General features: G+C 35.9%; 24 protein-coding genes. 8 read left to right on the forward strand and 16 right to left on the reverse strand.

The features are described from left to right. Window positions 1-7: 7 nt before the first annotated feature. On the forward strand, window positions 8-1,273 hold the full coding sequence (locus ACTWQB_RS06055) for an amidohydrolase family protein (RefSeq protein ID WP_443138289.1): 1,266 nt from the start codon (window positions 8-10) through the stop codon (window positions 1,271-1,273). 53 nt (window positions 1,274-1,326) lie between these two features. Here ACTWQB_RS06055 and ACTWQB_RS06060 read toward each other — a convergent pair whose 3' ends face one another. The 3 genes from ACTWQB_RS06060 to ACTWQB_RS06070 form a co-directional block, all read right to left on the reverse strand. Continuing rightward, window positions 1,327-2,103 (reverse strand): hypothetical protein, encoded by a 777-nt coding sequence (locus ACTWQB_RS06060; RefSeq protein ID WP_443138290.1) that lies wholly within the window; start codon window positions 2,101-2,103, stop codon window positions 1,327-1,329. A gap of 72 nt (window positions 2,104-2,175) precedes the next feature. Beyond that, window positions 2,176-2,457: a hypothetical protein gene (locus tag ACTWQB_RS06065; RefSeq protein WP_443138291.1), complete on the reverse strand. Its 282-nt coding sequence runs from the start codon at window positions 2,455-2,457 to the stop codon at window positions 2,176-2,178. Window positions 2,458-2,474: 17 nt separating this feature from the next. Then, window positions 2,475-2,999 (reverse strand): hypothetical protein, encoded by a 525-nt coding sequence (locus ACTWQB_RS06070; protein ID WP_443138292.1) that lies wholly within the window; start codon window positions 2,997-2,999, stop codon window positions 2,475-2,477. Window positions 3,000-3,087: 88 nt separating this feature from the next. On the opposite strand from ACTWQB_RS06070, the gene ACTWQB_RS06075 reads away from it, so the two are divergent. From ACTWQB_RS06075 to ACTWQB_RS06085, 3 genes are all read left to right on the forward strand, one after another. Beyond that, window positions 3,088-3,615 carry a hypothetical protein gene (locus ACTWQB_RS06075; RefSeq protein WP_443138293.1) on the forward strand — a complete coding sequence of 176 codons (528 nt, stop codon included), beginning with the start codon at window positions 3,088-3,090 and terminating at the stop codon, window positions 3,613-3,615. Between the two features lie 202 nt (window positions 3,616-3,817). Further along, entirely contained in the window at window positions 3,818-4,219 is a 402-nt protein-coding gene (locus tag ACTWQB_RS06080) for a Mov34/MPN/PAD-1 family protein (protein WP_443138294.1), read from the forward strand. Between the two features lie 316 nt (window positions 4,220-4,535). Continuing rightward, complete coding sequence (locus ACTWQB_RS06085; RefSeq protein ID WP_443138295.1) at window positions 4,536-5,162, forward strand: hypothetical protein; 627 nt, start codon at window positions 4,536-4,538, stop codon at window positions 5,160-5,162. A 51-nt stretch (window positions 5,163-5,213) separates the two neighbouring features. On the opposite strand, the gene ku is transcribed toward ACTWQB_RS06085, so the two are convergent. Next, window positions 5,214-6,074, reverse strand: a complete 861-nt coding sequence (ku, locus tag ACTWQB_RS06090) for a non-homologous end joining protein Ku (protein ID WP_443138296.1) — start codon at window positions 6,072-6,074, stop codon at window positions 5,214-5,216. Window positions 6,075-6,164: 90 nt separating this feature from the next. Here ku and ligD point away from each other — a divergent pair, with 90 nt between their 5' ends. From ligD to ACTWQB_RS06110, 4 genes are read left to right on the forward strand one after another with little or no spacing between them, the layout of a single operon-like run. After that, complete coding sequence (gene ligD, locus ACTWQB_RS06095) at window positions 6,165-7,946, forward strand: DNA ligase D (protein WP_443138297.1); 1,782 nt, start codon at window positions 6,165-6,167, stop codon at window positions 7,944-7,946. Between the two features lie 55 nt (window positions 7,947-8,001). Beyond that, window positions 8,002-9,522, forward strand: coding sequence for a spore germination protein (locus tag ACTWQB_RS06100; RefSeq protein ID WP_443138298.1), 1,521 nt, complete (start codon window positions 8,002-8,004; stop codon window positions 9,520-9,522). A gap of 8 nt (window positions 9,523-9,530) precedes the next feature. Beyond that, the gene (locus tag ACTWQB_RS06105; protein WP_443138299.1) at window positions 9,531-10,631 is read left to right on the forward strand and encodes a GerAB/ArcD/ProY family transporter; all 1,101 of its coding nucleotides are present in this window, start codon (window positions 9,531-9,533) and stop codon (window positions 10,629-10,631) included. Between the two features lie 17 nt (window positions 10,632-10,648). Then, the gene (locus ACTWQB_RS06110) at window positions 10,649-11,698 is read left to right on the forward strand and encodes a Ger(x)C family spore germination protein (RefSeq protein WP_443138300.1); all 1,050 of its coding nucleotides are present in this window, start codon (window positions 10,649-10,651) and stop codon (window positions 11,696-11,698) included. Between the two features lie 45 nt (window positions 11,699-11,743). Here the strand turns inward: ACTWQB_RS06110 and ACTWQB_RS06115 are convergent, their stop codons facing one another. The 12 genes from ACTWQB_RS06115 to ACTWQB_RS06170 all read right to left on the reverse strand — a co-directional run bounded on the left by ACTWQB_RS06115 (window position 11,744) and on the right by ACTWQB_RS06170 (window position 25,672). After that, complete coding sequence (locus tag ACTWQB_RS06115; RefSeq protein ID WP_443138301.1) at window positions 11,744-11,995, reverse strand: phage holin family protein; 252 nt, start codon at window positions 11,993-11,995, stop codon at window positions 11,744-11,746. 246 nt (window positions 11,996-12,241) lie between these two features. After that, entirely contained in the window at window positions 12,242-13,234 is a 993-nt protein-coding gene (locus ACTWQB_RS06120) for a zinc-binding dehydrogenase (protein ID WP_443138302.1), read from the reverse strand. Then, complete coding sequence (locus ACTWQB_RS06125; protein WP_443138303.1) at window positions 13,231-14,184, reverse strand: ArsA family ATPase; 954 nt, start codon at window positions 14,182-14,184, stop codon at window positions 13,231-13,233. The genes ACTWQB_RS06120 and ACTWQB_RS06125 overlap by 4 nt, the downstream gene beginning before the upstream one ends. A gap of 15 nt (window positions 14,185-14,199) precedes the next feature. Further along, complete coding sequence (locus ACTWQB_RS06130; RefSeq protein ID WP_443138304.1) at window positions 14,200-14,466, reverse strand: cory-CC-star protein; 267 nt, start codon at window positions 14,464-14,466, stop codon at window positions 14,200-14,202. A 4-nt stretch (window positions 14,467-14,470) separates the two neighbouring features. Further along, on the reverse strand, window positions 14,471-14,635 hold the full coding sequence (locus ACTWQB_RS06135; protein ID WP_443138305.1) for a hypothetical protein: 165 nt from the start codon (window positions 14,633-14,635) through the stop codon (window positions 14,471-14,473). A gap of 280 nt (window positions 14,636-14,915) precedes the next feature. After that, window positions 14,916-16,652 carry a carbon starvation CstA family protein gene (locus ACTWQB_RS06140; protein ID WP_443138306.1) on the reverse strand — a complete coding sequence of 579 codons (1,737 nt, stop codon included), beginning with the start codon at window positions 16,650-16,652 and terminating at the stop codon, window positions 14,916-14,918. Between the two features lie 152 nt (window positions 16,653-16,804). Then, window positions 16,805-17,671, reverse strand: a complete 867-nt coding sequence (locus ACTWQB_RS06145; RefSeq protein ID WP_443138307.1) for a biotin-dependent carboxyltransferase family protein — start codon at window positions 17,669-17,671, stop codon at window positions 16,805-16,807. 3 nt (window positions 17,672-17,674) lie between these two features. Then, window positions 17,675-18,430: a LamB/YcsF family protein gene (locus tag ACTWQB_RS06150; RefSeq protein WP_443138308.1), complete on the reverse strand. Its 756-nt coding sequence runs from the start codon at window positions 18,428-18,430 to the stop codon at window positions 17,675-17,677. After that, a complete protein-coding gene (gene pxpB, locus ACTWQB_RS06155; protein ID WP_443138309.1) occupies window positions 18,420-19,133 on the reverse strand; it encodes a 5-oxoprolinase subunit PxpB in 714 nt (237 codons plus the stop codon). The genes ACTWQB_RS06150 and pxpB overlap by 11 nt, the downstream gene beginning before the upstream one ends. A gap of 13 nt (window positions 19,134-19,146) precedes the next feature. Next, window positions 19,147-20,697 (reverse strand): zinc ribbon domain-containing protein, encoded by a 1,551-nt coding sequence (locus ACTWQB_RS06160; protein ID WP_443138310.1) that lies wholly within the window; start codon window positions 20,695-20,697, stop codon window positions 19,147-19,149. Then, window positions 20,694-21,086 carry a double zinc ribbon domain-containing protein gene (locus ACTWQB_RS06165; protein ID WP_443138311.1) on the reverse strand — a complete coding sequence of 131 codons (393 nt, stop codon included), beginning with the start codon at window positions 21,084-21,086 and terminating at the stop codon, window positions 20,694-20,696. The genes ACTWQB_RS06160 and ACTWQB_RS06165 overlap by 4 nt, the downstream gene beginning before the upstream one ends. Window positions 21,087-21,307: 221 nt before the next feature. Next, window positions 21,308-25,672 (reverse strand): S8 family serine peptidase, encoded by a 4,365-nt coding sequence (locus ACTWQB_RS06170; RefSeq protein WP_443138328.1) that lies wholly within the window; start codon window positions 25,670-25,672, stop codon window positions 21,308-21,310. Window positions 25,673-25,825 lie beyond the last annotated feature (153 nt).

Consider the following 25,825-nt stretch of genomic DNA (forward strand, 5'->3'; position numbering starts at 1 on the left):
TTAAATTATGACGAGAACATTAATTAAAAACGGTTTGCTGATTGATGGAAATGGTGGTGAACCTCATTCAGGGCAAGTTGTAGTTGTTGAAGGTAAAAAGATTAAGTATGTTGGGCCAGAATCAAGTTACACCTCTGCAGGAGATGAGAATGTTGTCGATGCTCAAGGTGGCACCATCCTACCTGGGCTCATTGATACCCATGTTCATATGATGTTGGAATACTCTCCATTAGCAGAACGCCTAACAAAGCCTTTTTCTTACATGTATTTTGAAGCACAAAAGTATCTCGAAAACACATTAAACGCCGGTATTACAACGGTGAGAGACGCCCTAGGTACTGACCTTGGTGTAAAAAAAGCTGTAGAAGACGGGTTAATAAAAGGGCCCAGAATGCAGCTAAGTATCAATGCTTTAACAATCACTGGTGGTCATGGTGATGGTACACAACTTAATGGGGACGTTTTAGATATTCTACCTTCTGGACATCGCGGTATGCCTGATGGTCGTTGTGATGGAGTTGCAGAAGTGAGAAAGAAAACACGCGAAATGTTGCGTGCCGGGGCAGAAGTTATTAAAGTACACGCAACTGGTGGGGTACTAAGTCCAACTGATCACCCTGAGTTCACTCAATTCTCTTTAGATGAATTAAAGGCAATTGTTGAGGAAGGGAAATTCAGAAAAGGTGTTAAAGTGATGGCACACGCACAAGGCGCTGAAGGAATTAAGAACGCTGTGCGTGCAGGTATTCACTCGATTGAACATGGAATCTTCATTGATGATGAAGCTATTGAGTTAATGCTTGAAAATGGCACATATCTCGTTCCAACACTATTAGCTCCTGTATCCGTCTTAGAAACTGCTGATGAAAAAGGCATGCCGCAATCAGCCGTCGATAAATCTAAAGAAGTAATTGAACAACACCGTGCTAGTTTTACAAAGGCATATAACGCTGGAGTAAAAATCGCAATGGGAACCGATGCAGGTGTAATGAAGCATGGAACAAATCTAAGAGAACTTGGTTTAATGGTTGATGCTGGCATGACACCAATGGATGCCATTGTCGCCACAACTAAAACCGCTTCTGAATGTCTTGGCTGGGAAGATCGCATCGGAACAGTTGAAGAAGGAAAATTAGCTGATCTTATTATTGTAAATGGAAATCCACTTGATGATATTTATTCTTTAGCAGACAACAATCTAATTCAATATGTCTTAAAAGATGGTCAAGTTGAAAAAGATCTTTTACCGACAAAGCAAGAAATTAACTCATAATTAAATGTAATCTTTAAAAGGAATGCCCTTAAGGCTAAGAGGGCATTCCTTTTTTATTTTTCTGACTGAGATTCTAGCTCGATAATTTCATCAGAAATTTCTGCTAGCCGTTCTTCTAAAGCTAAGATGAGCTGTGTTTTACTAGAATCATTCTTTTGATTATAAATCATTTGTTGACTAATCCCTTTAAGTTGATTAATTAAATGGCTAATTAGAAACTGATGAAATACTCTTTCTAATTGACCATATGCGTTTTGAGTCGATTTTGTTTGTTGTCGGTAATGATGAGCTTCATTCGATAGTGCTTGGGACTTTAATTCAAGTTGTTCAATTTTTTTATTTTGAAAGAATTGTGTTCTTACTAATTCCTCAATGTGTTGGTTCTGAGAAGTATGTTTGTTTTCCAGTTTTTCAATGTTTTGATTTTTTTCTATAAGAATAACTTCATTTTGTTGTTGTTCAGAATTTAATTTGAACAATCGACCTTGTAAATCTTGATGGTTTTCTTTTAGCTCTTGATAGTCTTCTTTTAATTGCTGATATTCTTGGTCAATTTTTTCCCAGGCGTCTTGATACATTTTTACTTTCAAATTCGCGACATCCATTTGACGTTTATATTTTTCAAGTTTTTTTTCTAAATCATATAAATGTCTCTCAAGTTCTTCCTTATCTATTTCTAACAAGTGATTATCTTCCTTGAGCTGCTCGATGTATTGATAATTGTAAGTTCTTTTAAACTGATCAATCCGTTCTTGTTCTTTCTTTAATTCTGACTGAACATGTATAAGTTTTTGCTGCAACTGAACGGGATCTTTAGTATATCTAGCCAATGAGGTCCTCCCCTTCACACAATAGGTTAGTTATGTATATGCCCTATGAAAAGGAGGAGTTCTTATTACTAATCAGGAAAACTGTTTAATTAGTTGGTCTAATTCTTTACTAACTTCTTCTGCTTGATCACATAATGATTCGAGCTCGGTTTTATATTCTTCTATACCATTATGATTAATTTTTCCTTGCTGATCTAGCCCCAATAATATATACATTAACAATAAGTGAATGCTTTCACCTTCAAGATAGATAAAACTGTGATCTGCCTCATCGGAATCCTTTAATTTCTCAACTTGTTCATTTAAAGTTTGGTGAAGGAGTTTTTTTATTATCAAGTCTCGTTCATGACCCATACTTATCCCTCCCAATATTAATTTCCACTAACACTAATCGAGTTTAGAGCTGGCAGGCCATCTGGCATATCATCTGTATATACATAAGCTAGTATAGCCCCTTTATATGGTTCAGCCGATTGCCATTTAATTTGGAAGTTCGAAAAAGTCACCTTATCACCAGGTGCAAGTTTATTCTGATTGACTGGTCTTAACCAGTAAGTTGTTGATGGCCCCTCTTCTGTAAAACGCTCCCATGCCCCAACTTGAACTTTTTGCTTTTGTTTAGTACTTACAATTTTACCTGTTAGTTGAAACACACCACTCTCAGGTAGTTGCAAACAAAGATATGGATTTTTTAGCTCTTTTGTTCCGAGATTATGAATGATGAAATGACCAATGATTAAGTTATTTGAACCTTGATGGGAGTAATTAATGGAGTAAGCGAAGTAACTAATTATTGAAGGATTGCTATTAGCTTTAAGTAAACTTTTTAGTTGATCCTTTTGGTGTTCAATTGATTTCAAATGGTTACTAAGTCGCTCTATCGTTGGATGACTCATGATATGACTCCTTCCGTCATAAATTGTTTAAAGAATTACTTAATATTTATGCAGTAGGTCATGTTTTATGAAAAGGGGCTATTAATCTATGACATCTATACATTTATCTATTATGCCATCACCAATCTATCAGTTCTTAAATAATATAATAATGTTAAGAGGTGAGTCTATGAGTTATGAAAAAGAATTGGAACGGTTGAAAGCAAAGTTAAATGAATCTTACGAAATTTTAAGTTTATTAAAAGAACAAAATACATGTACTCAAACTGACCAAATGAAATTTGGACAAAAAGAAATTTTTATAGAAGGAGCTGTAAATAAATTGAGTGAAGAACAAAACTTAAATGTTGAAAACACAGATCTTGTAGAAAACCTTCAACAAGAACTAAAAGACCTTAAAACTATTTTCCTAGCTATGCAACAAGATTTAAGTGATATAAAACAATTACTAATACAACAGAACGAGAATAAAAGTAACGAATCGAGCAATTCTCAACCTAAAACGAACACACACCAACCTTCTAGACAACGAACACCAAGTTATAATCAATTACAACAATTTGCAAAGTCAGTAAAACGGAGTCAACCTACTAAAAAAAAAAAAAACAGCAAATAAAATTAAATTAAGGGCAAAACCCGTCAGAACACCTATTCCTAAAACAACCCGAGCTAAAAAAGTTATCCAAACAAACCAACCCACTTCTAGTATTAAAGAGAACTATAATACTAATAAAAAAGCAAAGCACAAAAACGATAAACCTTCTTTTATAGATCAGATGATGAACTCACCTTTCTTTCGGAAAAGGGAATAACTAGCTATGAACACTTTATTTATTAAAAAAGATGTGATAGATGAGGTTATTTTACACGCTTACAATGCAAAACCATTTGAAGGTTGTGGTCTACTTGTGGGAAATAGTAATCACATACACACTTTCCTACCATTAGTTAATGAATCAAATAATCATTACCAATATAAAGTCTCTTACGAACAGTTAAATAGATTGTTACAACAAATCAACTTTACCAATCAAGAGTTGATTGCCATTTACCATTCTCACCCATTGCAACGTGCTGTTCCATCATCTCTTGATTTATTAAACCATCCTGATGATTCTATTAAGATGATTATTGTATCACTTAAACAAGGTCATCCAGTTGTCAAATGCTATTCCATTAATAATCGAGACTATTTAGAATGTAAATTAATAGTTGTCTAAAGAGGGAGTGATTGAGATGAGACGATCTAAAAAGTTTAAAGCTAGTGACGCTAATAAAAGAAAACCGTCAACAAAGAAGAAAAAAGGTTGTGGCTGTGGCAAATAGCAGTTCTCAATAGACGAATAGCGCTATAATCGTATTTAACGATTTAGCGCTTTTTCTTTAATTCAATGATAGTGGACAAAGAAACATATTAATTAAAACACTCATAAATATGCTTTCACACTACATCCTAATAGTTTTAAAACATACTCTATCAGTGTAAGAAGTTTTATAGATTATTTCTTACAAAAAATATAGAGAGGTGTTATTAATATGAAACCAAGTAATCTAAATGGTGGGCAAGAATTATTATGTATCAATACAGAAAAAGTATATGACTGGATTATCAACGACGCAAACTTTGACATTAACCTAGCTAGTATTACATTGCCAGAAGGTGTATTATGTGATGTCGTTAATGATATTGATGTAACATGTAATGTCATTCCGACTGGAGTTGAAATTGTAGATCGTGAAGATCAAGAGTTTACTATTGATGGAGTAGACATTACTCTACAGGTTGTTACAATTAGTAAAGGGTTTACAGTGGAACTTGAATTCCCAGTATTAGATGGTGTTGAGGTATTTACGAGAGCTTTCACCCGTACTGAGCAAGTTGTATTATGTGCTCCAGAAGGTACAGAAATTGATATTGAGTTCACTGAAGAAGAATGTACAATTGTGTCTATAGATTGTGATCCTGATGCATTAACCTTTGACGCAACAATCTCTGTTCGTTTGTGTCAAAGCATTCAGTCAGTTTATGATGTGACTTTAGAATTAGTTGCAGATTTCTGTCAGCCTCGTGAAGAAGTCATTCTTCCAACTGGACCTTGCCCATTACCAACAGTTCCGCCACAGTGCCCAGAATTATTTCCTGCAAATGGTGAGAATGGTTAAACTATTTTATAAAGGATCTGACATTGAGTCAGATCCCTTTTTACATATTCACTACGTTGAAGTCTTTTCCTTTTTCTTAGTCGTAGATTTTTTCTTCTTAGAATTGGTGGTCTTAGATTTTTTCGTTGTACCTTTTTTCTTTTGTGATTCATTTAACGATTTTTCTAACGCTGCCATTAAGTCATCTATGTTCTCAGGTGCTTTTGGTTCTTTTGCTGTCGTGATTTCTTCTCCTGCTTTCTTCTTCTCAATCAGTTCCATTAGAGCTGTTCGATATTCGTCAGTATACTTTTCTGGTTCAAACTCAGCTGTTAGTTGATCGATTAACATTTTAGCTGTTTTAAGTTCTTTTTCTCCAACCTCAGTCTCTTCAGGTACATTAGGCACTTCTTGAAAATCCCTTACTTCGTCAGGATAATGAATGGTTTCCATTACCAATGTGTTTTCGTAAATTCTAACGACTGCTAAATGTTCCTTAGACCTTATAGTAATTTTAGCTAAGCCAATTTTTCCTGTGTCCTTCAGAGCCTGTCTGAGTAAAGCATAGGCCTTTCCCCCACCATCATTCGGTGACAGAAAATAACTGCGGTCGAAATAGATCGGATCAATTTCTTCTAATTTCACAAAGTCCATGATTTCTACTGATTTATCTTCTGCGACATCTTTAATTGATTTTAAATCTTCTTCTTCTAAGATGACGAATTTATTCTTCGTATATTCAAACCCCTTTACAATATCATCATTCGTCACTTCAGTTTCACATACAGGACAGACTTTTTCATACTTCACTGGAGATTGACACTCTTTGTGTAAATTTCTTAACTTTATATCTTTATTTTCAGTAGCTGAGTGTAGCTTAACTGGAATATTCACAAGTCCAAAACTAATAGTTCCTTTCCACATTGTATGCATCGAATCACCTCTTTTTCTGTTAGTGTCTGTTGTTGCCTAATAATAATTCAACAATTGTAGAAAAATAATGATGTTGAATTGGAGGTTGAGATGATGTGGAAACCGATGTTACCAACATTAGTTGACGAACCACCATTAAAGAAAAGCTGGGTTTATGAACCTAAGTATGATGGGTTTCGTTGTGGGTTATTTTGGTCAAAAGATGAGGTTAAACTTTATAGTCGAAATCAAATAGAATTAACAAAAAATTTTCCAGAAATTATTGAATGGTGTAAAGAACATCAATTTTTAGTTGAAGATTCTCTTCCTCTAATAATCGATGGTGAAATTGTGATTCTTCGTACAGAATATCAAGCTGCATTTGAGCTATTGCAAAAAAGAGGTCGTTTAAAAGCAAAAGATAAAATCCAACAAGCTAGAGCAAGACGACCAGCAAGTTTTATGGCTTTTGATCTCATAAAAAACAATGATCAAGACCTTACAAATAAAAAATTAAAAGAGAGAAGAAAGGCTCTAGAGCATATTTTTAGACTTTTAAATACGTTAACATTTCATTTTAACCGGCCTTTTAATTTAGTTAAGCAATACGATTCCTATGATAAATTATCGGACCTCATTTTCGTCCATCAAGGAGAAGGTATTGTTGCCAAAAACTTATCTTCTACATATTTAGCTGGAAAGCGTACTGATGATTGGTTAAAAATTAAGAATTACAGATATATTCAAGGGTCAATTACTGGTTGGAACGCTAATAATGACTACTTTGAAGTTTCTTATAAAAATGACAACGAATTTGATGAGTTGGGAAAGGTCAAAAACGGATTCACTCCAAAAGATCGTAAAACATTAACAACTTTTATTCAAGAAAATGGTGAGCAAGTGAACTCTTCTTCATGGAAGGTAACTCCTAGTGCATGTATTGACATTAAATGTTTAGATGTTAAAAAAAGCGATCTAAGAGAACCGTTCTTCCACCAGTTTCGTTTTGATCTTGAGCCAGATAATATCACCAAAGCAACTATTGATGAGGGGTTAGCACAGCTTCCAAAAGAAATCGAAATATCAAAACCAGACAAACACTTGTTTCCCACCGTCACTAAGCGAGATTATGTGTTGTATATGCGCCAAGTTGCACCTATTTTATTACCTCGTTTGTACAATAAACGGTTAACCATGATTCGGTACCCTGATGGCATTCATGAGCACTCTTTTTATCAAAAACATTTGCCTGATTATGCCCCAGATTATATTCAAACAGTGCCTGGGGATGATGATGAAGAAGATATCCTTTGTCAAGATTTAAAAACATTACTTTGGTTCAGTAACCACGCAGCTTTAGAATTTCATGTCCCATTTCACACGATTCATTCTGAGTATCCTGATGAAATGGTATTTGATTTAGATCCTCCGACTTTAAAGGAGTTTCCATTAGCCATCACCGCTGCTCAATTAATTAAAGACATGTGTGAGCATAAAGATTTCCAACCATTTGTAAAGACATCTGGTAAGACAGGTCTTCAAATTCATATCCCTTTAAAGCCTGAAAGTATGTCTTTTGATGAGACAAGGGAATTTATGGAGGCTGTTGCTAAAGTTCTTGTTCAAAAATACCCTAACGACTATACCATTGAACGATTGAAAAAGAATAGAGGAAAACGTATGTATATAGATTATATTCAGCACGCACCTGGTAAAACCATCGTTGCCCCTTATTCACCACGGGCAACTGAACAAGCAACCGTTGCAACACCATTATACTGGCATGAAGTTTCAGAACAATTGGACCCTACATCGTTCACCATACACAACATACCTAACAGACTAAAAGACCTAGGTTGTCCATTCTTACAAATGCCTAACCTCAATGCATAGAATTATGTTTCGTGGAAAAATTATGAAGCACGATGACTTAGACTAGGTGAAAAATATGAAATTTAAAAACCTCTTTTTTAAACAAAAAAACGGTTTAAAGACTAATCGAAACTCTAAAGAAATCGATGATACCATTGATGATCTATTAAAACAATTCACTCAATCAGATGACTTTAAAGAAGTTACCGTTAAACGTGGTTTGAAGCCGATAAAGTTTTATTACTTTCGTTCATTAGTAGATAAAGAAATGGTACAGCGAGATATACTTCCTTATTTACAAGATGAAATGATTCAATCGGTAGATGATATTAGACAGTCTGTTCCCATTGAAAATATTGAGATCACAAAAGATGTCGCTACAATACAACATCAGGTTTTGTCAGGTTCATGCATGGTCCAAATCGGTAATGAAAGTACTGTGGTATTGCTAAGAGCTGTATTGACCAATAACCGTGATGTTAATATTCCAGAAGTTGAATTCAGTGTCGTTGGTCCAAAAGAAGCTTTCGTTGAATCACTTGAAGTCAATTTAAACCTAATCAGAAGACGCTTACCTATTCCGGAGCTAAGAGTAGAAGAATTAACGGTAGGGAAACTTACTAAGACAAAAGTCGCTATTCTAAGCATTGAAGGAATAACGAATGAGGAAAACTTAAAAACCGTGAAACAAAGAATTGAAGATATTGAGATTGACTCGATTATTGATAGTTCATTTATTGTTCAATTAATCTCTGACAATCAACATTCCCCTTTTCCGCAATTGATTGATACAGAAAGACCGGACCGCATTGCTGCTGTTTTAGCGGAAGGTAAAGTAGTTTTTATGGTCGATGGAGCACCTCATGGCATAATTGGGCCAACAACATTAGTGGAATTCTTTTCCGCTTTTGAAGACTATTTTTTAAATTGGTTAACGGCTTCATTCTTTCGTTTAATTCGCTTATTTGCTGTTATGTTCTCAATTTTAGTAACACCGATTTATGTTGCGGTATTAACTTATCACTATGAACTAATCCCAAAAGATTTACTAGGGATCTTAGTGACATCTAGACGTGAAATTCCTCTACCACCTATATTGGAAGCTATTTTTTTAGAACTTGCAATTGAACTATTAAGAGAGGCTGGAGCACGTCTACCAACAAAAGTCGGCCAGACAATCGGTATCGTGGGTGGAATCGTAATTGGAACAGCTTCAGTTGAAGCAGGTTTAACAAGTAATGTTTTATTAATATTCGTTGCGTTAGCTGCTTTAGCGTCATTTACAACCCCAGTTTACCAAATTGGTAATACAATTCGTTTATTACGTTTTCCATTCTTATTTCTGGCACACTTGTGGGGGTTATTAGGTATTTCGATTTGTTTCTGTTTCGTTTTAGGACATTTACTTCGATTAACATCGCTTGGACGACCTTTTTTGGAGCCTATTTATCCTCCGAGAATTAAGGACTTTACAGATGCATTTGTGAGATTACCTTGGTCATTACAATCGAAACGACCTGTGGTATCACAAACACAGGACACCATGAGATTTAACAAAATGAAGGCTAAGAGAAAGAAAACAGAATTAGATGAGTAGGGATGACCATGAGACATTTACAACGACAAGTGGATGACAATTATAAGGTTTCACCGTTTTTAGCCTTTTTTCTAATTAGCTCTATCCAGATTGGTGTGGGTGTATTAGGTTTTCAATCTTATATAGTCAAAATTGTCAAAAATGACTCATGGATTCCCGTTATTCTTGCAGGTCTAATCATTAACATATTAATTTGGGTAATTTATAAGATCTTGCAATATGGAGATGGCGATTTAATTACGATTCATTACGATGTTTTTGGTAAATGGATAGGCGGTTTTCTTAGCCTCATTTGGATCTTTTATTTTATTGGAATAGGCATCATTGTATTAAGATCTTTTGTTCAAGTGGTACAAGTTTGGATGTTCCCTGACATAAGTGTTCTTACCATAAGTATTGTATATTGTATCTTAATTTACTACATAGTATCGGGAGGATTTAGGGTGGTTGCAGGTATTTGTTTTTTAGGTATGGTCGTACCTGCATATTTAATCTTTACGATATTTTATATGTTTGAGTATAGTGACTTTAGAAACTTGTTACCTATATGGGATCACTCGCTCAAGGAAATGATATTGGCTACTAGAGAGATGACGTTTAGTTATATCGGGTTCGCAACTCTTTTAATTTTCTATCCTTATATCAAAGATGCAAAAAAGTCAAAAGTTTGGAGCCATGGCGGGAATATACTAACACTTCTGTTATACTTACTTCTTATCATCGTATCAATAGCTTATTTCACGACTGATCATTTAATTAAGCTATATTGGCCAACACTTACGATGTGGAAAAATGTTGAGATGCCTTTTGTTGAACGTTTCGAATATGTAGGTATTTCATCGTGGGGGTTAATTATACTACCTAACGTTTGTTTAGCATTTTGGGCAGCAAGCCGGGCTGTAAGACAACTCATTAGAATGAGTCAGCGTTATGCTTTAATAGCTATCCTCCTCATAACGCTTGGAGCTAGCTATTTATTGAAAACGCAAAAGCAAGTAGAGATTTTAACAACTTATTACTCTTACTTCAGCTTTTACTTATTGGTAGGATATTTACCCCTTTTATTAATAATAGTGTTCTTCAAGCTTGGAAGGAGAAAAAAGGGATGAAGCTAAAGTTTATAATATTGCTAACCATTATGTTGTTCTTATCTGGTTGCATTAATAAAAATATATTAGACAACATCAGAATCGTAACAGCTATTGGATTTGATACAGCTGATGGGGATAATTATGAAATAACAGCGGTTGTACCTAGATTCAATCCAGATAAGTCAACTTCTAGCGAAGCATATACCACTTTGGCTGACATATCACGTGATGCTCACCTTCAATTAAATATGAGTGACTCGAAGCCATTTGTAAGTGGTAAAATCGAAGTAATTCTTGCCAGTCAAGATTTAGCTAAGAATGGAATTATCAATTTATCAGATGGATTTTTGCGAGACCCTTCTGTTGGTTCAAGGGTATTTTTTGCTATATCTGAAATGCCCGCCAAAACAATTCTCCAAGGTCAGTATAGTAGTCAAGACAATGGTATGTTTATTTCTGATATGCTAACTCAAAATATGGAGGCTGGTCCATTACCTAAAACAAACCTACATTTATTTTTTAATCACTTTTACGATAAAGGTAGAGACCCATACCTACCCTTAATCACAATAAAGGATAATAGAATTTCAATATCCGGACTAGCACTGTTAAAAGATGATAAGATGATTGAAAAATTAGGAAGAAGTTACTTATTTGCATTTAAAACATTGAACCATCGAAAAACACGAGGCGACCAAGTTCAAATAACTTTAGATAATGGAGAAACCGCAGTTCTTTATAAGATTGATTCAAAACGAACTATAAATATATCTAAAATTAATGATTTACCTAATTTGAATTATGAAGTTGACATTAATTTAACTGTAAGAGAATATTCAGGTGTCGAATTGTTGCCACCTGTAGTTGAAGAGATCAGAAAGAAAGTTGAGGATAGATTTAAAAAAGACACTGAGGACATGGTTCGTCAGTTTCAAGAACTAGAAATTGACCCGCTAGGAATTGGGTCTCAAGTCCGAAGTCAAACACGAAATTGGGATAGCGAAAAATGGCATGATCAATATCCAAATATCGAGGTTACCATCACCCCAAATGTTACTATTTCTGAAACAGGTATAGCTGAGTAAGGATAACAAAGGAGCTCCATAATTAACCTTGGAGCTCCCAACTATTTAATGGCCATTTCGACTTTGTTTAAATAATTGATGACCAAAAACTGCGGCGCCAGCAATTAAAATGGATTGTATAAATGCTTCAAATGAAAAACCCAACATAATACTTGTTAAGATTATGCTAATAACCAATAATGATAACGGAATAAATCGACTAGGTATCACCTGTGATTGTTTGATGATTTTTCCTAAAACCATTAATACAGGCACAAGAATCAAAGCTTCATCCATTATAAAATTGAATAAGTCCATCACGTCCCCCCTCCCTCAAATTATAAGCTCAACATTAACCAATGCACCTAATACTACACAATATAATTAAATCCATATACTTATACCATTATTTTCACTGAGAGATTTAATATCATTAAACAAGGAAAAAAGTGTGTTTTACTTTTAATATCATTAATTATTAATTTTGTAAACTGAATATTCTATCATTTTTTGTGATTTTCTTAACATATCAAAAAAGACCTAGCCCATTTAGGCTAGACCTTATTAACTGATTTGAAACCCTATTTTCCCGAAGTTTTTCGTGTCTTTCAGATAGTTAAATGCTTCTTCAAATTGCTCAAGTTTAAATACACGATCTACTTCTGGCTTTATGTCATGTTGTTCTACAAACGCTAGCATTGATTTGAATTCCTCAGCACTACCCATTGTAGAGCCAAGTAGATTAAATTGACCATAAAAGAAATGCCTTATATCTACTTCGACAGTATCTTCAGTTGTTGCACCGAAAGTAACAATCGTACCACCCTTACGGATAATTTTAAGTGACTTATTAAACGTCGCTCGCCCTACACTTTCAACTAATAAATCAACTTTCTCACCTTTCAATTCTTCATTCCAATCAGAGTTTGTGTCAATCGCTACATCTGCACCTAGAGATTTGGCTTTGTCCAGCTTTTCCTGACTTCTAGACGTTACAATCACACGAGCCCCAATTGCTTTTGCAAATTTTAGTGCATAGGTTAGAACACCACTTCCAATACCAGGAAGCATGACTGTATCACCTTTTTTCACCTTACCTCTTGTAAATAGCACGCGATAAGCTGTTAAGGCTGCTAATGGTAATACTCCTGCTTCATCCCAGGAGAGATTCTGAGGCTTTGCTTCAATATGATCTTGATCCATCACAATATATTCAGCAAATGTACCATCATCAGGCAAGCCTAGAATTTCAAACCCTTCTGGTGGTGCCTCACTCAAGTGTTTCCAACCTAATCCAGGATTTATAACAACTTCATCTCCCACTTTCCAATTTTCTACACTTGAGCCTACTTCTTCAATGACTCCGGCACCATCTGAACCTAGTACTAAAGGATTTTCGCTAGTTCCATGTCTATAAGTCACCGCAATGTCTCGTCTATTCATGCCTGCAGACTTTAATTTGACTTTAACTTGTCCTTCAGATAATTTTGGATCTTCTATATCCGAGTATGATAGTCCTTCTAATCCTTCAATCTTTTGATGTACAACTGCTTTCATTTAACTTCCTCCTTTACTTTACTCTGCAAATGTTTTGAGAATATGTCTAACTTATCTAAGTCTGATATATCTTCTTCATACAATGGAATCTTGACTATTTCTTGGTTTTTAAACTCTTTATCCATTTGTATTAAATATTGTTTTTCAATTTGTCTTCGTTTCTCTAAGAAGGCCCCATCAGCAGTTTCAGGTAATACTTTATTAACAATTAATGTTCTAACATGTAAATGGTACTGATGTAATTGTTTAATAGCCTGTTTTGTTTCAAGAATTGGCAAACGTTCAGGAATTAACACAAAAATAAAGCCCGTCTTACCTTCATCAAGGATCACATCTCGTACAGCAGAGAACTTTTCCTTTCTCTTTTGTAAAATTTCATAAATTGGATCATCTACTGGTTCCCCATCATTTAGTAATTGAGTGTAGTTTTCATTGATTTTTTGCCGTTTCTGTAACATACCGTCTATCCATACACTCATTAACTCAGGTAATGATAATAATCTAATCGTATGACCTGTTGGAGCTGTATCAAAAATAATTTTATCAAAACTATCTTGTTCTTCTAAAATAATTGAAATTAATCGATCAAATAATGCGGCTTCTTCTGCTCCAGGCGATGCTGCAGCCAAGTCAATTTGACGATTGACTTCATCAACCAATTTCGTTTTAACTAGACCCTGTAAATTACTTTTCACTTGATCCATATATCGTTCCGTTTCTTTAGTTGAATTAATCTCAATCCCCCACAAATGATCATCTAATTGTGTTTTTTCATGTGTTAAAGGTTTGTGAAAAATATCTCCTAAATTATGAGCAGGGTCTGTTGAGACAACTAATGTCTTCAACCCTTCTTTAGCACAAGCTAGAGCTAGTGCCGCTGAAGAAGTAGATTTTCCAACTCCACCCTTACCTCCGACAAAAATAACTTTTTGGTTTACTAATTCATTCATGATAACACGTCCTTTTTAGCAGCAACGAATTCCATCTAGTGGTGACTTTTCCATCCCCATTCTTAAGTGCCAATCATGGAATTTCTCTATAATATGCGGATATAGTTCCAACGTATAATAAAATGCAGGGTTAGGGATTCCTAAGAGATCTGAATAAACTAAAAGTAAAAACAAATCATCCTCATCTCTTAACTCCCTAGCAATCTCTGTACGATGTGGAACACTTAACATTTCTTCATACAGTTCTATAAACCTTTTAAAAGACAGTTTCTTCATATCCATCAAGTTAAACACCCAATTCTGTTCGTACTTGTTTTACTATTTTATCAAAATCCTCAGTATCTTCTAAATAATAACCATTCACAAAGATTGTATTTAGCTTAATTTTAGTAAAGAAATGCTTTAACACAACTATTAATGAGATATAACCATTCCTGTATTGCTTTAACAAATAGGTAAAGATGCTTCCTGTATTTTTAGGGTCAACAAAATTGATTTCGATTTCTAATCCATAATAATCTTTCCAATCTCTATAACATTCACCAAACTTATTTCTATCTCCTTCTAAATGCTCAAATTCATTAGATAAGGTGATGATCCCGTCATCACTAACTCCTCCGCATCATCCAGAACCAATAGTTTTAGCTTGTCGTATGATTAAAACATCAATCAATTCAGTCACCCCCAAAGTTATGAAAAAGCCGCACTAATTAAAGTACGGCTCTGACAATTTAACCTACATCTTTAAGGTCGTTATTCTTCTTCTCATCTCTTAAAACTGATATGGACGTTAAAACAATCCAAATCGCGAAAACAAATACGATTGCACCTAAAATAAATAATAGCCAATCGGTACTTCCAGCCCAAGGTGCCCATTGTGTAAAGACTTGTAAATACATCGCGTATAAGGTCATAACCATTAAGAACGCCATTGGGATTAAAGCTGGTAAAATGTTACGTCCATTACGTCCTAAGTAAATGGCTAGTAATAGTAAACTAATACCTGCTAGTAACTGGTTCGATGTACCGAATAGAGGCCACAGTAAGTAACCACCTGAACCTAACCCGCGGCTATCTCCAGGTAATAGTACTAAGATTGTTGAAGATACAACTGCTAAAGTAGTTGCTGCATGTTTAGTGGTAATCGATTTAACTTTATACTCCATACCTAATTCAGCGATAATGTATCTCATTAGTCGAACTGAAGAGTCTAAAGTAGTTGCCGCAAAGCTTACAATAATTACAGCTACAATTGTGGCTGCAACAGATGCTGGAATACCTACACCTGAAGCTAAAACAGCAGCACCATCAACGAAGACATTTAAACCACCGCCAGCAGCATTGTAATCACTATAGAAACCTAAGAAGGCACTTTCTGAATCAAAGAACGTGACAACTGCAATAATCGCAATTAACGCAAGTAAGCCTTCTCCAATTGATCCTAAGTAACCGACAAAACGAACATCTTTTTCATTATTTAGCTGTTTTGAAGTCGTACCACTTGAAACTAATCCGTGGAAACCTGAAATCGCACCACAGGCTACTGTAATAAACAAGATTGGGAACCATGGAGTATCAGTCGCAGCAGCGTTAGTCATGGGTGCTGTTACTTCTGGTGACGTAATAAATAATCCTAGATATAGGATTAATAAACCTAAAATTAATTGATGAGAGTTAATAAAATCTCGAGGTTGTAATAGCTTCCAAACTGGTAAAGTCGAAGCTATGTAAACATAAACCATTAGAATTACAATCCAGATTAAGAATGCTAAACTTGTTGTATCAAGCCCTAAAGCTGTTGCACCTTCTCCTCCCAGATATTCTCTGACATCAATTTGTAAAGCTGGAACATAACTAGTTAAAATCGCTGTACCATACATAACAGCTAAAGCCGCAAGAGACGGTAACAACATACTCCCACTACGTTTGTAAACATGGTATCCAATCCAAATCGCTAATGGAATCTGAATAAATACCGGTAGAACACTTGAAGGGTTATTAATAAATAGATTGGCTATAACCCATGCAAATACCGCATTTACCATCAATACTAATAATAAAATAATAAATAAGAATAAGATTTTAGCACGTTGACCAATTAATTTATTTGCCAAAGTACCAACTGATTGTCCTTTATTTCTAACAGATAAAAATAAAGTACCTGAATCATGCACACCGGCTGCGAAAACGGTACCAAGAATTACCCATAAAAATGCTGGTAACCATCCCCAATAAACCGCGATTGCTGGTCCAACAATAGGAGCTGCACCGGCTACTGATGTGAAATGGTGTCCCCATAACACAAATTTATTTGTAGGGACAAAATCAACTCCATCTTTAAATTCATGAGCTGGAGTTTTGTAATTTGGATCAAGTTTGTACACTTTTTCTGCGATGTACTTCGAGTAGAAACGGTATCCTATGAAAAACACAATGAAACCAATTAGAGCTAAATAAATCCCACTCAAATCCATTACCTCCCCTTTTTTATATTTCATAAATGATTTTAACCTTAAGTTATCAGAATTTCAAGATAACTCAAACTAATTTGTTTTCTTCTAAATAATATTATATTTACTTACAAAAAATAACCTCGAATTAACGAGGTTATTTTTATAGTTTATTTTAGGAATCTATTAAATTTCACTTGACCTCTGGGTGGTAGTTGAACAAACCTCCATAAATCGTCTGTGTGAATGCTACCAATAATCGGATAACCTCCTGTAGTCTGCGCATCAGCCAAAAGTACTGTTGGATGTCCATTATTAGGGATTTGAATTGTTCCAAATGTGACGGCTTCCGAGATGATATCCTTATCTTCTTTCATCTTGATTTGGCTACATCCTTCTAGTTGCGTACCCATTCGATCTCCTTGTTTGACTATGAAAGGTTCATTATAAAACTCAGAAATACTCTTATCCTTAAACAAAGCTTCATGTGGACCTGGTATAACTCTCACTTCAACCGAAGACGTATAAGTTGGTATTTCTCTATAATCCAAACTTTTAGATTCACCCATATTCAGGGTGTCTTTAACCTTTATATGGTCTCCTTTTTTCAACCGTCTTCCGAAATGGGCTTTTTCATAGACAGATCTTGACCCCAAATAAATAGGTGAATCAATTCCGCCTACTATACCTAAATAAGTCACAACACCAGCTTTTGGGGCGGAACATTGAAGCTTTTGACCTTTTAATAGTTTAATAGGCTCCCACATGGCTACTGGTGTCCCGTCTATCTCTGGCTTTACATCTGCACCTGTTAAAGCAATCCATAGATCATCTTGTGCCTTAATCTCTACTCCTCCATAAAACATTTCAATCGTTGCTTCAGTTAAACTATTTCCTAGTAAATAATTAGCTTTTTCAAAGGCATAGGCATCCATTGCACCAGAGGTCGGAACCCCATAGGCTCGATAACCAAAACGCCCTTTATCTTGAATCGTTGTAAATAATCCGCTTTTAATCACTTCTAACATTTCTCTCATACCTTATTGAAAAGATTTGATTAATATACCTTGTTCTAATAAAGCTTTTCTAATCAAGCGTGCATGTTCAACTGCCTTATAAGAGTCACCGTGCAAGCAAATTGTATCCGCTTCGAGAGGAATCCATTTCCCCTCGTTAGACCATACTCTTCCTTCAGTCACAATATTTATAACTTGCTCTACAATCTCATGTTCAAGCTGTTTAACTGCATTAGACTCACTTCTAGACATTAGTAATCCTTCACTCGTATATGTCCGATCAGCAAAGGCTTCACGAATTGTCGTTAAACCAATAGCCTCTCCCGCTTCGACTAATAAACTATTACATAAACCATATAGTTTTATATTAGAGTTAAAATCATAGACAGCACTAGCTATTGCTTCCGCTACTCGTTCATCAACACTCGCCAAATTATATAAAGCACCGTGCGGCTTTACATGTTGAACGTCAACTCCTTCAACTTTTGCAAAACCGTGAAACGCACCCAGTTGATAAATCACTAAATCATAAATCTCACTTGGAGTTAAGTCTATTTTCCGCCTACCAAAACCTTGTAGATCTTGATAACCAGGATGAGCCCCGACTGCTACATTGTGTTGTTTTGCAAGCTTGATGACTTTACGAATGGTTGTGTAGTCCCCCGCATGGAAACCACAAGCAATATTGGCCGAACTAACAACCTTCAACAGCTCATCATCTTGTCCCAACCGATAGATTCCAAAACTCTCACCAAGGTCTGCATTTAAATCAATCTTCATCTGACAACCACTCCCATGTCGGTTCGTAGTTCTGCTCATTGTTATAATGCTCATATTTTTCTAAATTAATTGGTTCAAATTGCAGGTAATCTCCTATATTAACTAAGAAAGGCGTAGAACGATTCATATCAAATAACCTTACCGGTGAGTGACCAATAATATTCCATCCTCCAGGTGAATCAATCGGGTACATCCCTGTTTGTTGTCCAGCTATTCCAACACTTCCCGCATCCACTTTCTTTCGAGGGGAATCTAAACGAGGTGTAGCCAACTTTTCATCCAATCCACCAAGATAAGGAAATCCAGGTAAAAAACCAATCATGTATACTAAGTATGGTGTGGAAGAGTGTATTGTTATTACTTCATCAACCGTAATGTCATTAAGTTCTGCCACTCGCTCTAAGTCCTCACCATTATAATAAACAGGGATTTTTATAAGTTTTTTACGGGAACCTTTCGTTAATTCTAAGCGTTTTAACCTATCTATTAATAACGATTTAACTTGAGAAAAATGTATTTTCCCGGAATCAAAGTACACTGTGACATTCGTATATGTTGGAACAATGTCAATCATCCACGGAAAAGTCTCTCTCTGAAGTTTCTGATATAAAACCTTTACCCTAACATGGATTTCAGGGTCAATTTCATCACCAAAACTAACGGTTAAGCTTTCATTGTTTAACGGATAAATAGTTACATCCATACACAATTCCTCTCTATTCTCTTACTTTAATCGCTCCAATTGTACTTATTATTAGACTAATAATCAACGAAGATAAAAATACAAATATACTAGAAAAACCAATGAAATATTGTTCGTCTGTTTCTTGATATAAGACATCAAAACTTAGTGAAGCTGCATAAGTTAAACCAGCCAATGTCACTGAAATTATAAGACTATATTGTAAAATGCTTACCCACTTTTCTCTTGAGGATAACTTTCTAAAAGATCTTGAGAACATATATAAGACCAAAATCATGATACCTAATATGACCCATGCATAACTTTGTAAGTTTTCAAAGCCTTGAACTAATAAATCTGTGTACAAATGTGGTTCAGATCTTTGAAGTAGTGAGTACTTAAATTGTTCGTCATTAAACATCATACTTTTAAATTCAAATGTATTAAACAAGGATAAGTTCACTAAATAAATTGCTAATTGTACAATTAGCACCACACCTGTGACTAGTGCTGCACCTAGAATTAATTGATATGGTGACATGTCCTGAATACCTGTAACTATAAGCGTACTTAATATGATTATAGTTAATAATATCGTCATCAACGCTAAAGATGCTTTTTTGATAGATTTAGCGAAAGATGATTGATTTGTAAATCCTTTTTTAAAAGACAATACAATCAACATAATAATAAAGCTCATAATAAAACTCTTAATTAAAAGCCCCATTGAACCATATGCATAACTGGTTATTTGACTAACTGAACCATGATCCATTATATTTGATTGTCGAGAAAAAAGACTGATTAACCATATACTTAAACTATAAACGGTACTAAATGATATAGTATGAACAATCCAATCCTTCTCATCCGATACCTTTGCTCTAAATGCATATAGCATACTCACTAAAAATAATGAAAAACTGGCCATTAAGAAATAAAAAGCTAAACCCGGACGCATTGTAAATTCATGGAGCAGGCTTTGCTCTTCTCTAGCCTCAAATTCTTCTGAAATTGATACGTTCACTTTTCCTAAATGTCCAATCATCATAAGATCTATTGGTGAAAGTGCAGAATGCATCCTTGAAGGGCCACCTTGTTGATTCCACATTCCAGTCGCTTCAGCCTTTATATGGTTTAAATTGTCTATTAAATAACGATAACTTTGAAAGTGTTGTTGATTTTCCTCTACATCATAAATGTTTTGATTAGTATACTGACTTTTTTCTAATAGATTGATCGTTGCAGATGAGAAAACATATAAAAAAAGAATACATAAAATGACAAAAGGAACCGCTAGAATTAATGGCCTCTTAAAGGAACGAACTTTTATTTTTTTACTTTGGATAGGTAATGGCTTATCATATTCATGGTTACTAGACAATTTCTCAAAACTTTCTCCACACACATAACAATATTGTGCTTCATTCAATTGTTCAGTGCCACAATGGTGACACTGCATATAGTTTGTTAATTTAGTAGTTAACTTTAATAAGTTTGTTGGATTATGTAATGAATAGCCATCTTTCTGACAGTAATTAGCCTCATCTGGGTTTGGGCTCCCACACTTTGTACAATAAATCACCGGACTCCCTCCTGTTGATGAGCTAACTTTGTCCCGCATGCATAGCAAAATGCTGCCTGAGTGACGACCTCTATCCCGCATTGATTACAAGTTACAGGATCAACTTGACGCTCCTCTTTAACTTCTTTTCCACACTTAGCACAATAATGATCACTCTCATTTAGAGGATTACCGCAACTACATAAATGTCCTGTTTCATTCGACTCCTGATTTTGTAATTTAAAAATATCGTGATCTAATTCGATAATTTTTTGACCAATCTCATTAATTTCATCACTATAGATTTGGCCGATGCGATACTGATAATAGACGTATTGTCCTAATTCTGCTAGAAGTAATGATTTATTATTCCGTAGCCGTGATAGTTCTCTTTCTATGTATTCATTCATCGTCTCTCCCCCATTCATAGCTTTATTTTAACATACAAAATATTCAAATAAATAAGGCAATAATGAAACTCGTAATCTAAGTAATATTCAAATGGACTTCCTCTGGCTAGTTTTACAATTCTGTTAGATATTTCTGATTATCCTATAAGTGCTAACCATACCTATAATTTAGAAACAAAAAAAGGTGTAGAGCTATTTGCTCTACACCTTTAAATCAAGATTTAATTACCAAACATAATTGGACCGATACCCAGACCAAGATCTTTTCCATTGCTTTTGCCCTTACCTAGGCCTTTTCCATTACCTTTTCCTTTACCTTTGCCTTTATCTTTGCCTTTATCTTTACCTTTGCCTTTACCTTTACCTTTACCATTACCATTACCATCATCTTGTACAACGGTAATTTTACCTTCTGCTAGTTTAGTAGTTTTGTTACCAAAGTCGTCAGTTGCTGTCACTTGGATAACTGCACCATCAGCTTCTAGCCCCTTAGGAGCCGTCCAGTAGCCAATATAGTGGCCATCCTCAGTTTCTAGCATTGGTAATTCAGTTGCATTTTGAATTCCGAATGTTAAAGGCATTAAGATTGAGAATCTCGCATCTAAGCCAGACTCACTATCGAATTCTATGATGACTGTTTCACCCGCTTCAACTGTTTGGTCTTCAGTTGGGGTTAGGTTTTCAACCTCAGGAGCTGTGTAATCTGCTTCGACTTCAATCGTTTCAGAGCTAGAATTACCAGCTAAATCAAATGCTTTAACTTCGATCACGTTTTCTCCTTCTTCAAGGATAATACGCTTCGAGTAGTGACCATCTTCAACGTCAGCTGGTTGGCCATTAACTTCAACATAGTCTAAATGATCATCGCTAACTTGACCTTCAACTGTAACTGTTTCTCCATTAAGTTTATCACCATCACCTGGATTGTCGATTGATAATTCAGGCGCAGCTGTATCAAGAGTTACTGTTACAACATCAGATTCATTAGCTTGCTCGCCGTTGACAAGGTTAATAGCTTGAAGGTTATTGTCACCTTCTTCAAGTTGAACTGGTACACTAAATTGACCATCGTCACCAATTTCAACTTCAGCTACTTCCTCTCCATTGTTTTCTAACGAAACAGTGGTGGTAGGAGAAGCTGTACCTTCTACTGTAACCTCTGTGTCATTTGTAATCAATCCGCTAGAAGGATTTGTGATTTGAACATCTTCAACCGCGTAATCTACACGAGCTCTAATCATGTAGTTACCCTCATCAGCTGGAGATTGAGACCACGTACCACCAACAGATTGATAACTTCTTTCAGCATTTGGACTACTTTCGTCAGTAGCTAGGCCAGGTACATTAGGATTTGCTCCAGTTTGCACGTATACCATGTAGAAGTCGCCACTTACTTGAATATTGTATTCGCGTAAATCAACAACTGTCCACTCATCAAGGTCTCTTATTGCTTCAGCATCAATTGGACCTGCTAATTTCTCACCTGGTAAACCATCCGAACCACTAGCATCCCAAACTTCTACAGCAAAGTCTGTTCCGCCTGGGTTTGGCCAGTCAGTTCCGTGGAATTGGAAGACACCATCTGTTACGATTGCTTCCTCTTCACCTTCAGGTAGAGACATTTTCACAGCCCACTTGTTACCCGCATCATAGAATGCGCGGGCGTTTTCAGCTGTACCATCATCGTAACCAATTTCACCACCTGGGTAAGTGAACATCGGTTCTAATTCAATGTCAAGTTCTTGGTCACCATCTAAGTTAACTTCGAACTCGTCACCATGGAAACCTTGAGCATATACTTTAAGCGTGTAAGTTCCTTCATATGCTGTTAAATCATAGTTACCATTAGCGTCAGTTTGAACTGGATCCACATTTGCATCCTCTACTAATAGTAATGTAGCTCCTTCTACTGGATCACCAGAGTTAGCACTAGTGACTTGTCCAGATAGGGTTGCTTGTGGAAGTTCTTCTAAAACAAAGTTAGCTGTTTCAGTTTCGTCAGCCTCTAAATTTACAGATTGTTCTTCAGAAGCAAAACCATATGCCTCAGCTACAACTGTAAATTCACCAGCAGGATGGACAAATGAGAAGCTTCCATCAGCTGGGTTTGTGTTTACTGACTTACCACTCTCTAGAACAGAAACTTGTGCAGCAAGTGGTAGATTGCTAACTTCTTTATTTAACTCTAAAGAGTCCGAAGATGGTTGTTCCATTAATGGTTCAATTTTAGACGGATCAACTTCTGGAGCATCTTTCTTAGCCTTATCAATTAATGTTTTAGGCTGAATTGAAGCTTGGTTTCCTCCGATTGACGTATCTGTTAATGATACATCATCGATATACCAACCTTCTCTCGTAATGATACTATCTGAATCTAGGTTAAACGCAATGTATACACGCTCACCTGCATATTCAGATAAATCTAGTTCAACTGTATTCCATGCCTCATCATCACCAGTCAGTTGAAGCAATGACTCCCAGTTTTCCATATCTTGTGATATGAAAACATTACCGTAATCCCAACCTGACTCGATGTTGTACCAGCTTTCAAATTGAAGGAATGAATCGCCATCTGGTAAATCAATTGGAGGCATTAATAGGGTCGAGTTCTCACTATTATTGTAGTCACCACTTAAATTAGTGGCATACACATTCTCACCTGATACGGCTTCTCCTGGACCTGAAGTAGGCTCACCACGTTCCCAAGAGATATTATCTCCGTAAAGCTGCCAACCAATTGCAGGACCTTCAAAATCGGCAGAATAGCCAACAGTGATTCCTGAATCAATTGAAACGGTATACTCATCACTTACAACATCATTACCACCGAAGTCACTAACGGTAATCGTGTAAGTTAATTCACCTTCTAATACGTCTTCCCCTGGAATAGTTGCTTCATATACACCGGACTTAAAGTTACCATCCGCACGGATAGCTTCAACAGAGTTTTCATCGCCGTTTTCATTAACATAGTTAACTTCAACAGACGTAACACTTACATTGTCACTAGCTTGGATTGATAAGTCTAAGTCCATTTCAGAGAAAGCTTGTTCAGGTGCATCATGTTCGAAAGTCGGTGCTTCTTCATCTTCGCCATCCATTGTTACAGAACCTTCAATCGTGCCAAGGCCATCCATAACAGATGAGACGGCATTATAAGCATCAACTAAACCTGCACCAAAACCATTGTTTGGAGATTCTGGATAATCACCATTAGTTAATGGCGTTGCTGTTGACATTAAGATTTCTTCAAGATCATCAACAGACAAGCTAGCATTTGCTTCTAGTAATAATGCTGCCACACCAGAAACTGCTGGTCCTGACATTGATGTTCCGTTCCAACCGCCTTCATATCCATCACCTGGAACTGAAGAACGGATGTTTACACCTGGAGCAGAAATATCAGGCTTAATCTCATCATAAGGAGATGGACCTTCTAACGAGAAGCTTGCTAGGTTATTATCACTATCAGTCGCACCAGTTGCAAACGATTCAGGATAGTTTGCTGGTACAGCTACTGAACCTGGCCCACCAGGGTTTGTCAAAGTCGTATTACCTGCTGAGAACTCAGGGAAAATCTCTGCAGCTCTCCAAGCAATAACAACATCACGATACCATTCGTCTAAACCAGGTCCACCACCCCAAGAGTTATTGACAACATCTGGAGCTTTAGATACATCTCCACCTGGAGCTAATAGCCACTCACCACCGGCTAGAATATCAACATCGGAGCCACTACCGCCTGAATTAAATATCTTAACGCCAATAAATTGAGCACCTGGTGCTACCCCAACTTGGTTAGAGCCGTCTGGTTCACTACCAACCATTGTACCTGTTACATGTGTACCATGACCGTGATCATCATAAGCTTCTTCTTCACCATATACAGGATCATAGAAACTGTATGTGTGATCAACCTCATCCGTTGAAGCATCATATCCACGATACTTTTCTTTTAAAGCAGGGTGATCCCACTGAACACCTGTATCGAGGGCAGCCACTACAATACCTGTACCATCAATACCCATGTCCCATACACCTGGAGCATTAACTTGTTCTACGTTCCATTCTACATTAGCAATCTCGGACTCAACCTGTTTTGCGTCTGAATCAATCGTTACGTTGTGTAATTGTCTAGTTTCGTTAGGTAATAACTTTTCAACTTCGTTAAAAGAAGCCAACTTCTCAGCTACTTTTTTATTAGCTGTAACCGCAATTGCATTAACAATATGGTAAGAATGATAATTCTCCACCATTCCAGCTTCCATTGCTTCTTCTAAGAAATTTTTAACATTGGCTTGTGAAATATCTGCGGTTGCTTTTAACTCTGAGATAACAGCTGAACGTTGCTGTAGCTCTGCGTTAAAAGAACTGATTCCTTGTTTCTGTGCTTTGTTCTTAGCTTCTCTTGCTACCTTTTGTACATCAGCCTTTTCATTAAACTTAACTAAAAATGTGACTTTTTCTTCTGAGTCAAATTCTTCTGTTAGACGATTACTCATCTTCTGTTGCATCGTTTTGTTTGAGTCATTCATAGAAGTTGATACATTACCTGTTTCCGCAAATAACATGCTCGGCATTGCCATCGTCCACACTAAAGTTAGTGAAACGATGATCTTAACCCATCTAGACAATGAATTTCCTCCTCCCAATTTTAGAAAAAATTCTGCCAGATCTTGGTGTAATGCAACTTCCCCCCTTTCACCTTTATTTATCTAATGTAGAATCTTGATTGTTAG

Source organism: Piscibacillus sp. B03 (assembly GCF_052246295.1).
GTDB lineage: Bacteria > Bacillota > Bacilli > Bacillales > Alkalibacillaceae > Piscibacillus.

Coding starts and splice junctions, on each gene's coding strand:
- ACTWQB_RS06055 (WP_443138289.1), top strand. CDS start 8: ATGACGAGAACATTAATTAAAAACGGTTTGCTGATTGATGGAAATGGT.
- ACTWQB_RS06065 (WP_443138291.1), bottom strand. CDS start 2,457: ATGGGTCATGAACGAGACTTGATAATAAAAAAACTCCTTCACCAAACT.
- ACTWQB_RS06070 (WP_443138292.1), bottom strand. CDS start 2,999: ATGAGTCATCCAACGATAGAGCGACTTAGTAACCATTTGAAATCAATT.
- ACTWQB_RS06075 (WP_443138293.1), top strand. CDS start 3,088: ATGACATCTATACATTTATCTATTATGCCATCACCAATCTATCAGTTC.
- ACTWQB_RS06080 (WP_443138294.1), top strand. CDS start 3,818: ATGAACACTTTATTTATTAAAAAAGATGTGATAGATGAGGTTATTTTA.
- ACTWQB_RS06085 (WP_443138295.1), top strand. CDS start 4,536: ATGAAACCAAGTAATCTAAATGGTGGGCAAGAATTATTATGTATCAAT.
- ku (WP_443138296.1), bottom strand. CDS start 6,074: ATGCATACAATGTGGAAAGGAACTATTAGTTTTGGACTTGTGAATATT.
- ligD (WP_443138297.1), top strand. CDS start 6,165: ATGATGTGGAAACCGATGTTACCAACATTAGTTGACGAACCACCATTA.
- ACTWQB_RS06100 (WP_443138298.1), top strand. CDS start 8,002: ATGAAATTTAAAAACCTCTTTTTTAAACAAAAAAACGGTTTAAAGACT.
- ACTWQB_RS06105 (WP_443138299.1), top strand. CDS start 9,531: ATGAGACATTTACAACGACAAGTGGATGACAATTATAAGGTTTCACCG.
- ACTWQB_RS06115 (WP_443138301.1), bottom strand. CDS start 11,995: ATGGACTTATTCAATTTTATAATGGATGAAGCTTTGATTCTTGTGCCT.
- ACTWQB_RS06120 (WP_443138302.1), bottom strand. CDS start 13,234: ATGAAAGCAGTTGTACATCAAAAGATTGAAGGATTAGAAGGACTATCA.
- ACTWQB_RS06125 (WP_443138303.1), bottom strand. CDS start 14,184: ATGAATGAATTAGTAAACCAAAAAGTTATTTTTGTCGGAGGTAAGGGT.
- ACTWQB_RS06130 (WP_443138304.1), bottom strand. CDS start 14,466: ATGGATATGAAGAAACTGTCTTTTAAAAGGTTTATAGAACTGTATGAA.
- ACTWQB_RS06145 (WP_443138307.1), bottom strand. CDS start 17,671: ATGAGAGAAATGTTAGAAGTGATTAAAAGCGGATTATTTACAACGATT.
- ACTWQB_RS06150 (WP_443138308.1), bottom strand. CDS start 18,430: ATGAAGATTGATTTAAATGCAGACCTTGGTGAGAGTTTTGGAATCTAT.
- pxpB (WP_443138309.1), bottom strand. CDS start 19,133: ATGGATGTAACTATTTATCCGTTAAACAATGAAAGCTTAACCGTTAGT.
- ACTWQB_RS06165 (WP_443138311.1), bottom strand. CDS start 21,086: ATGAATGAATACATAGAAAGAGAACTATCACGGCTACGGAATAATAAA.
- ACTWQB_RS06170 (WP_443138328.1), bottom strand. CDS start 25,672: ATGGCAATGCCGAGCATGTTATTTGCGGAAACAGGTAATGTATCAACT.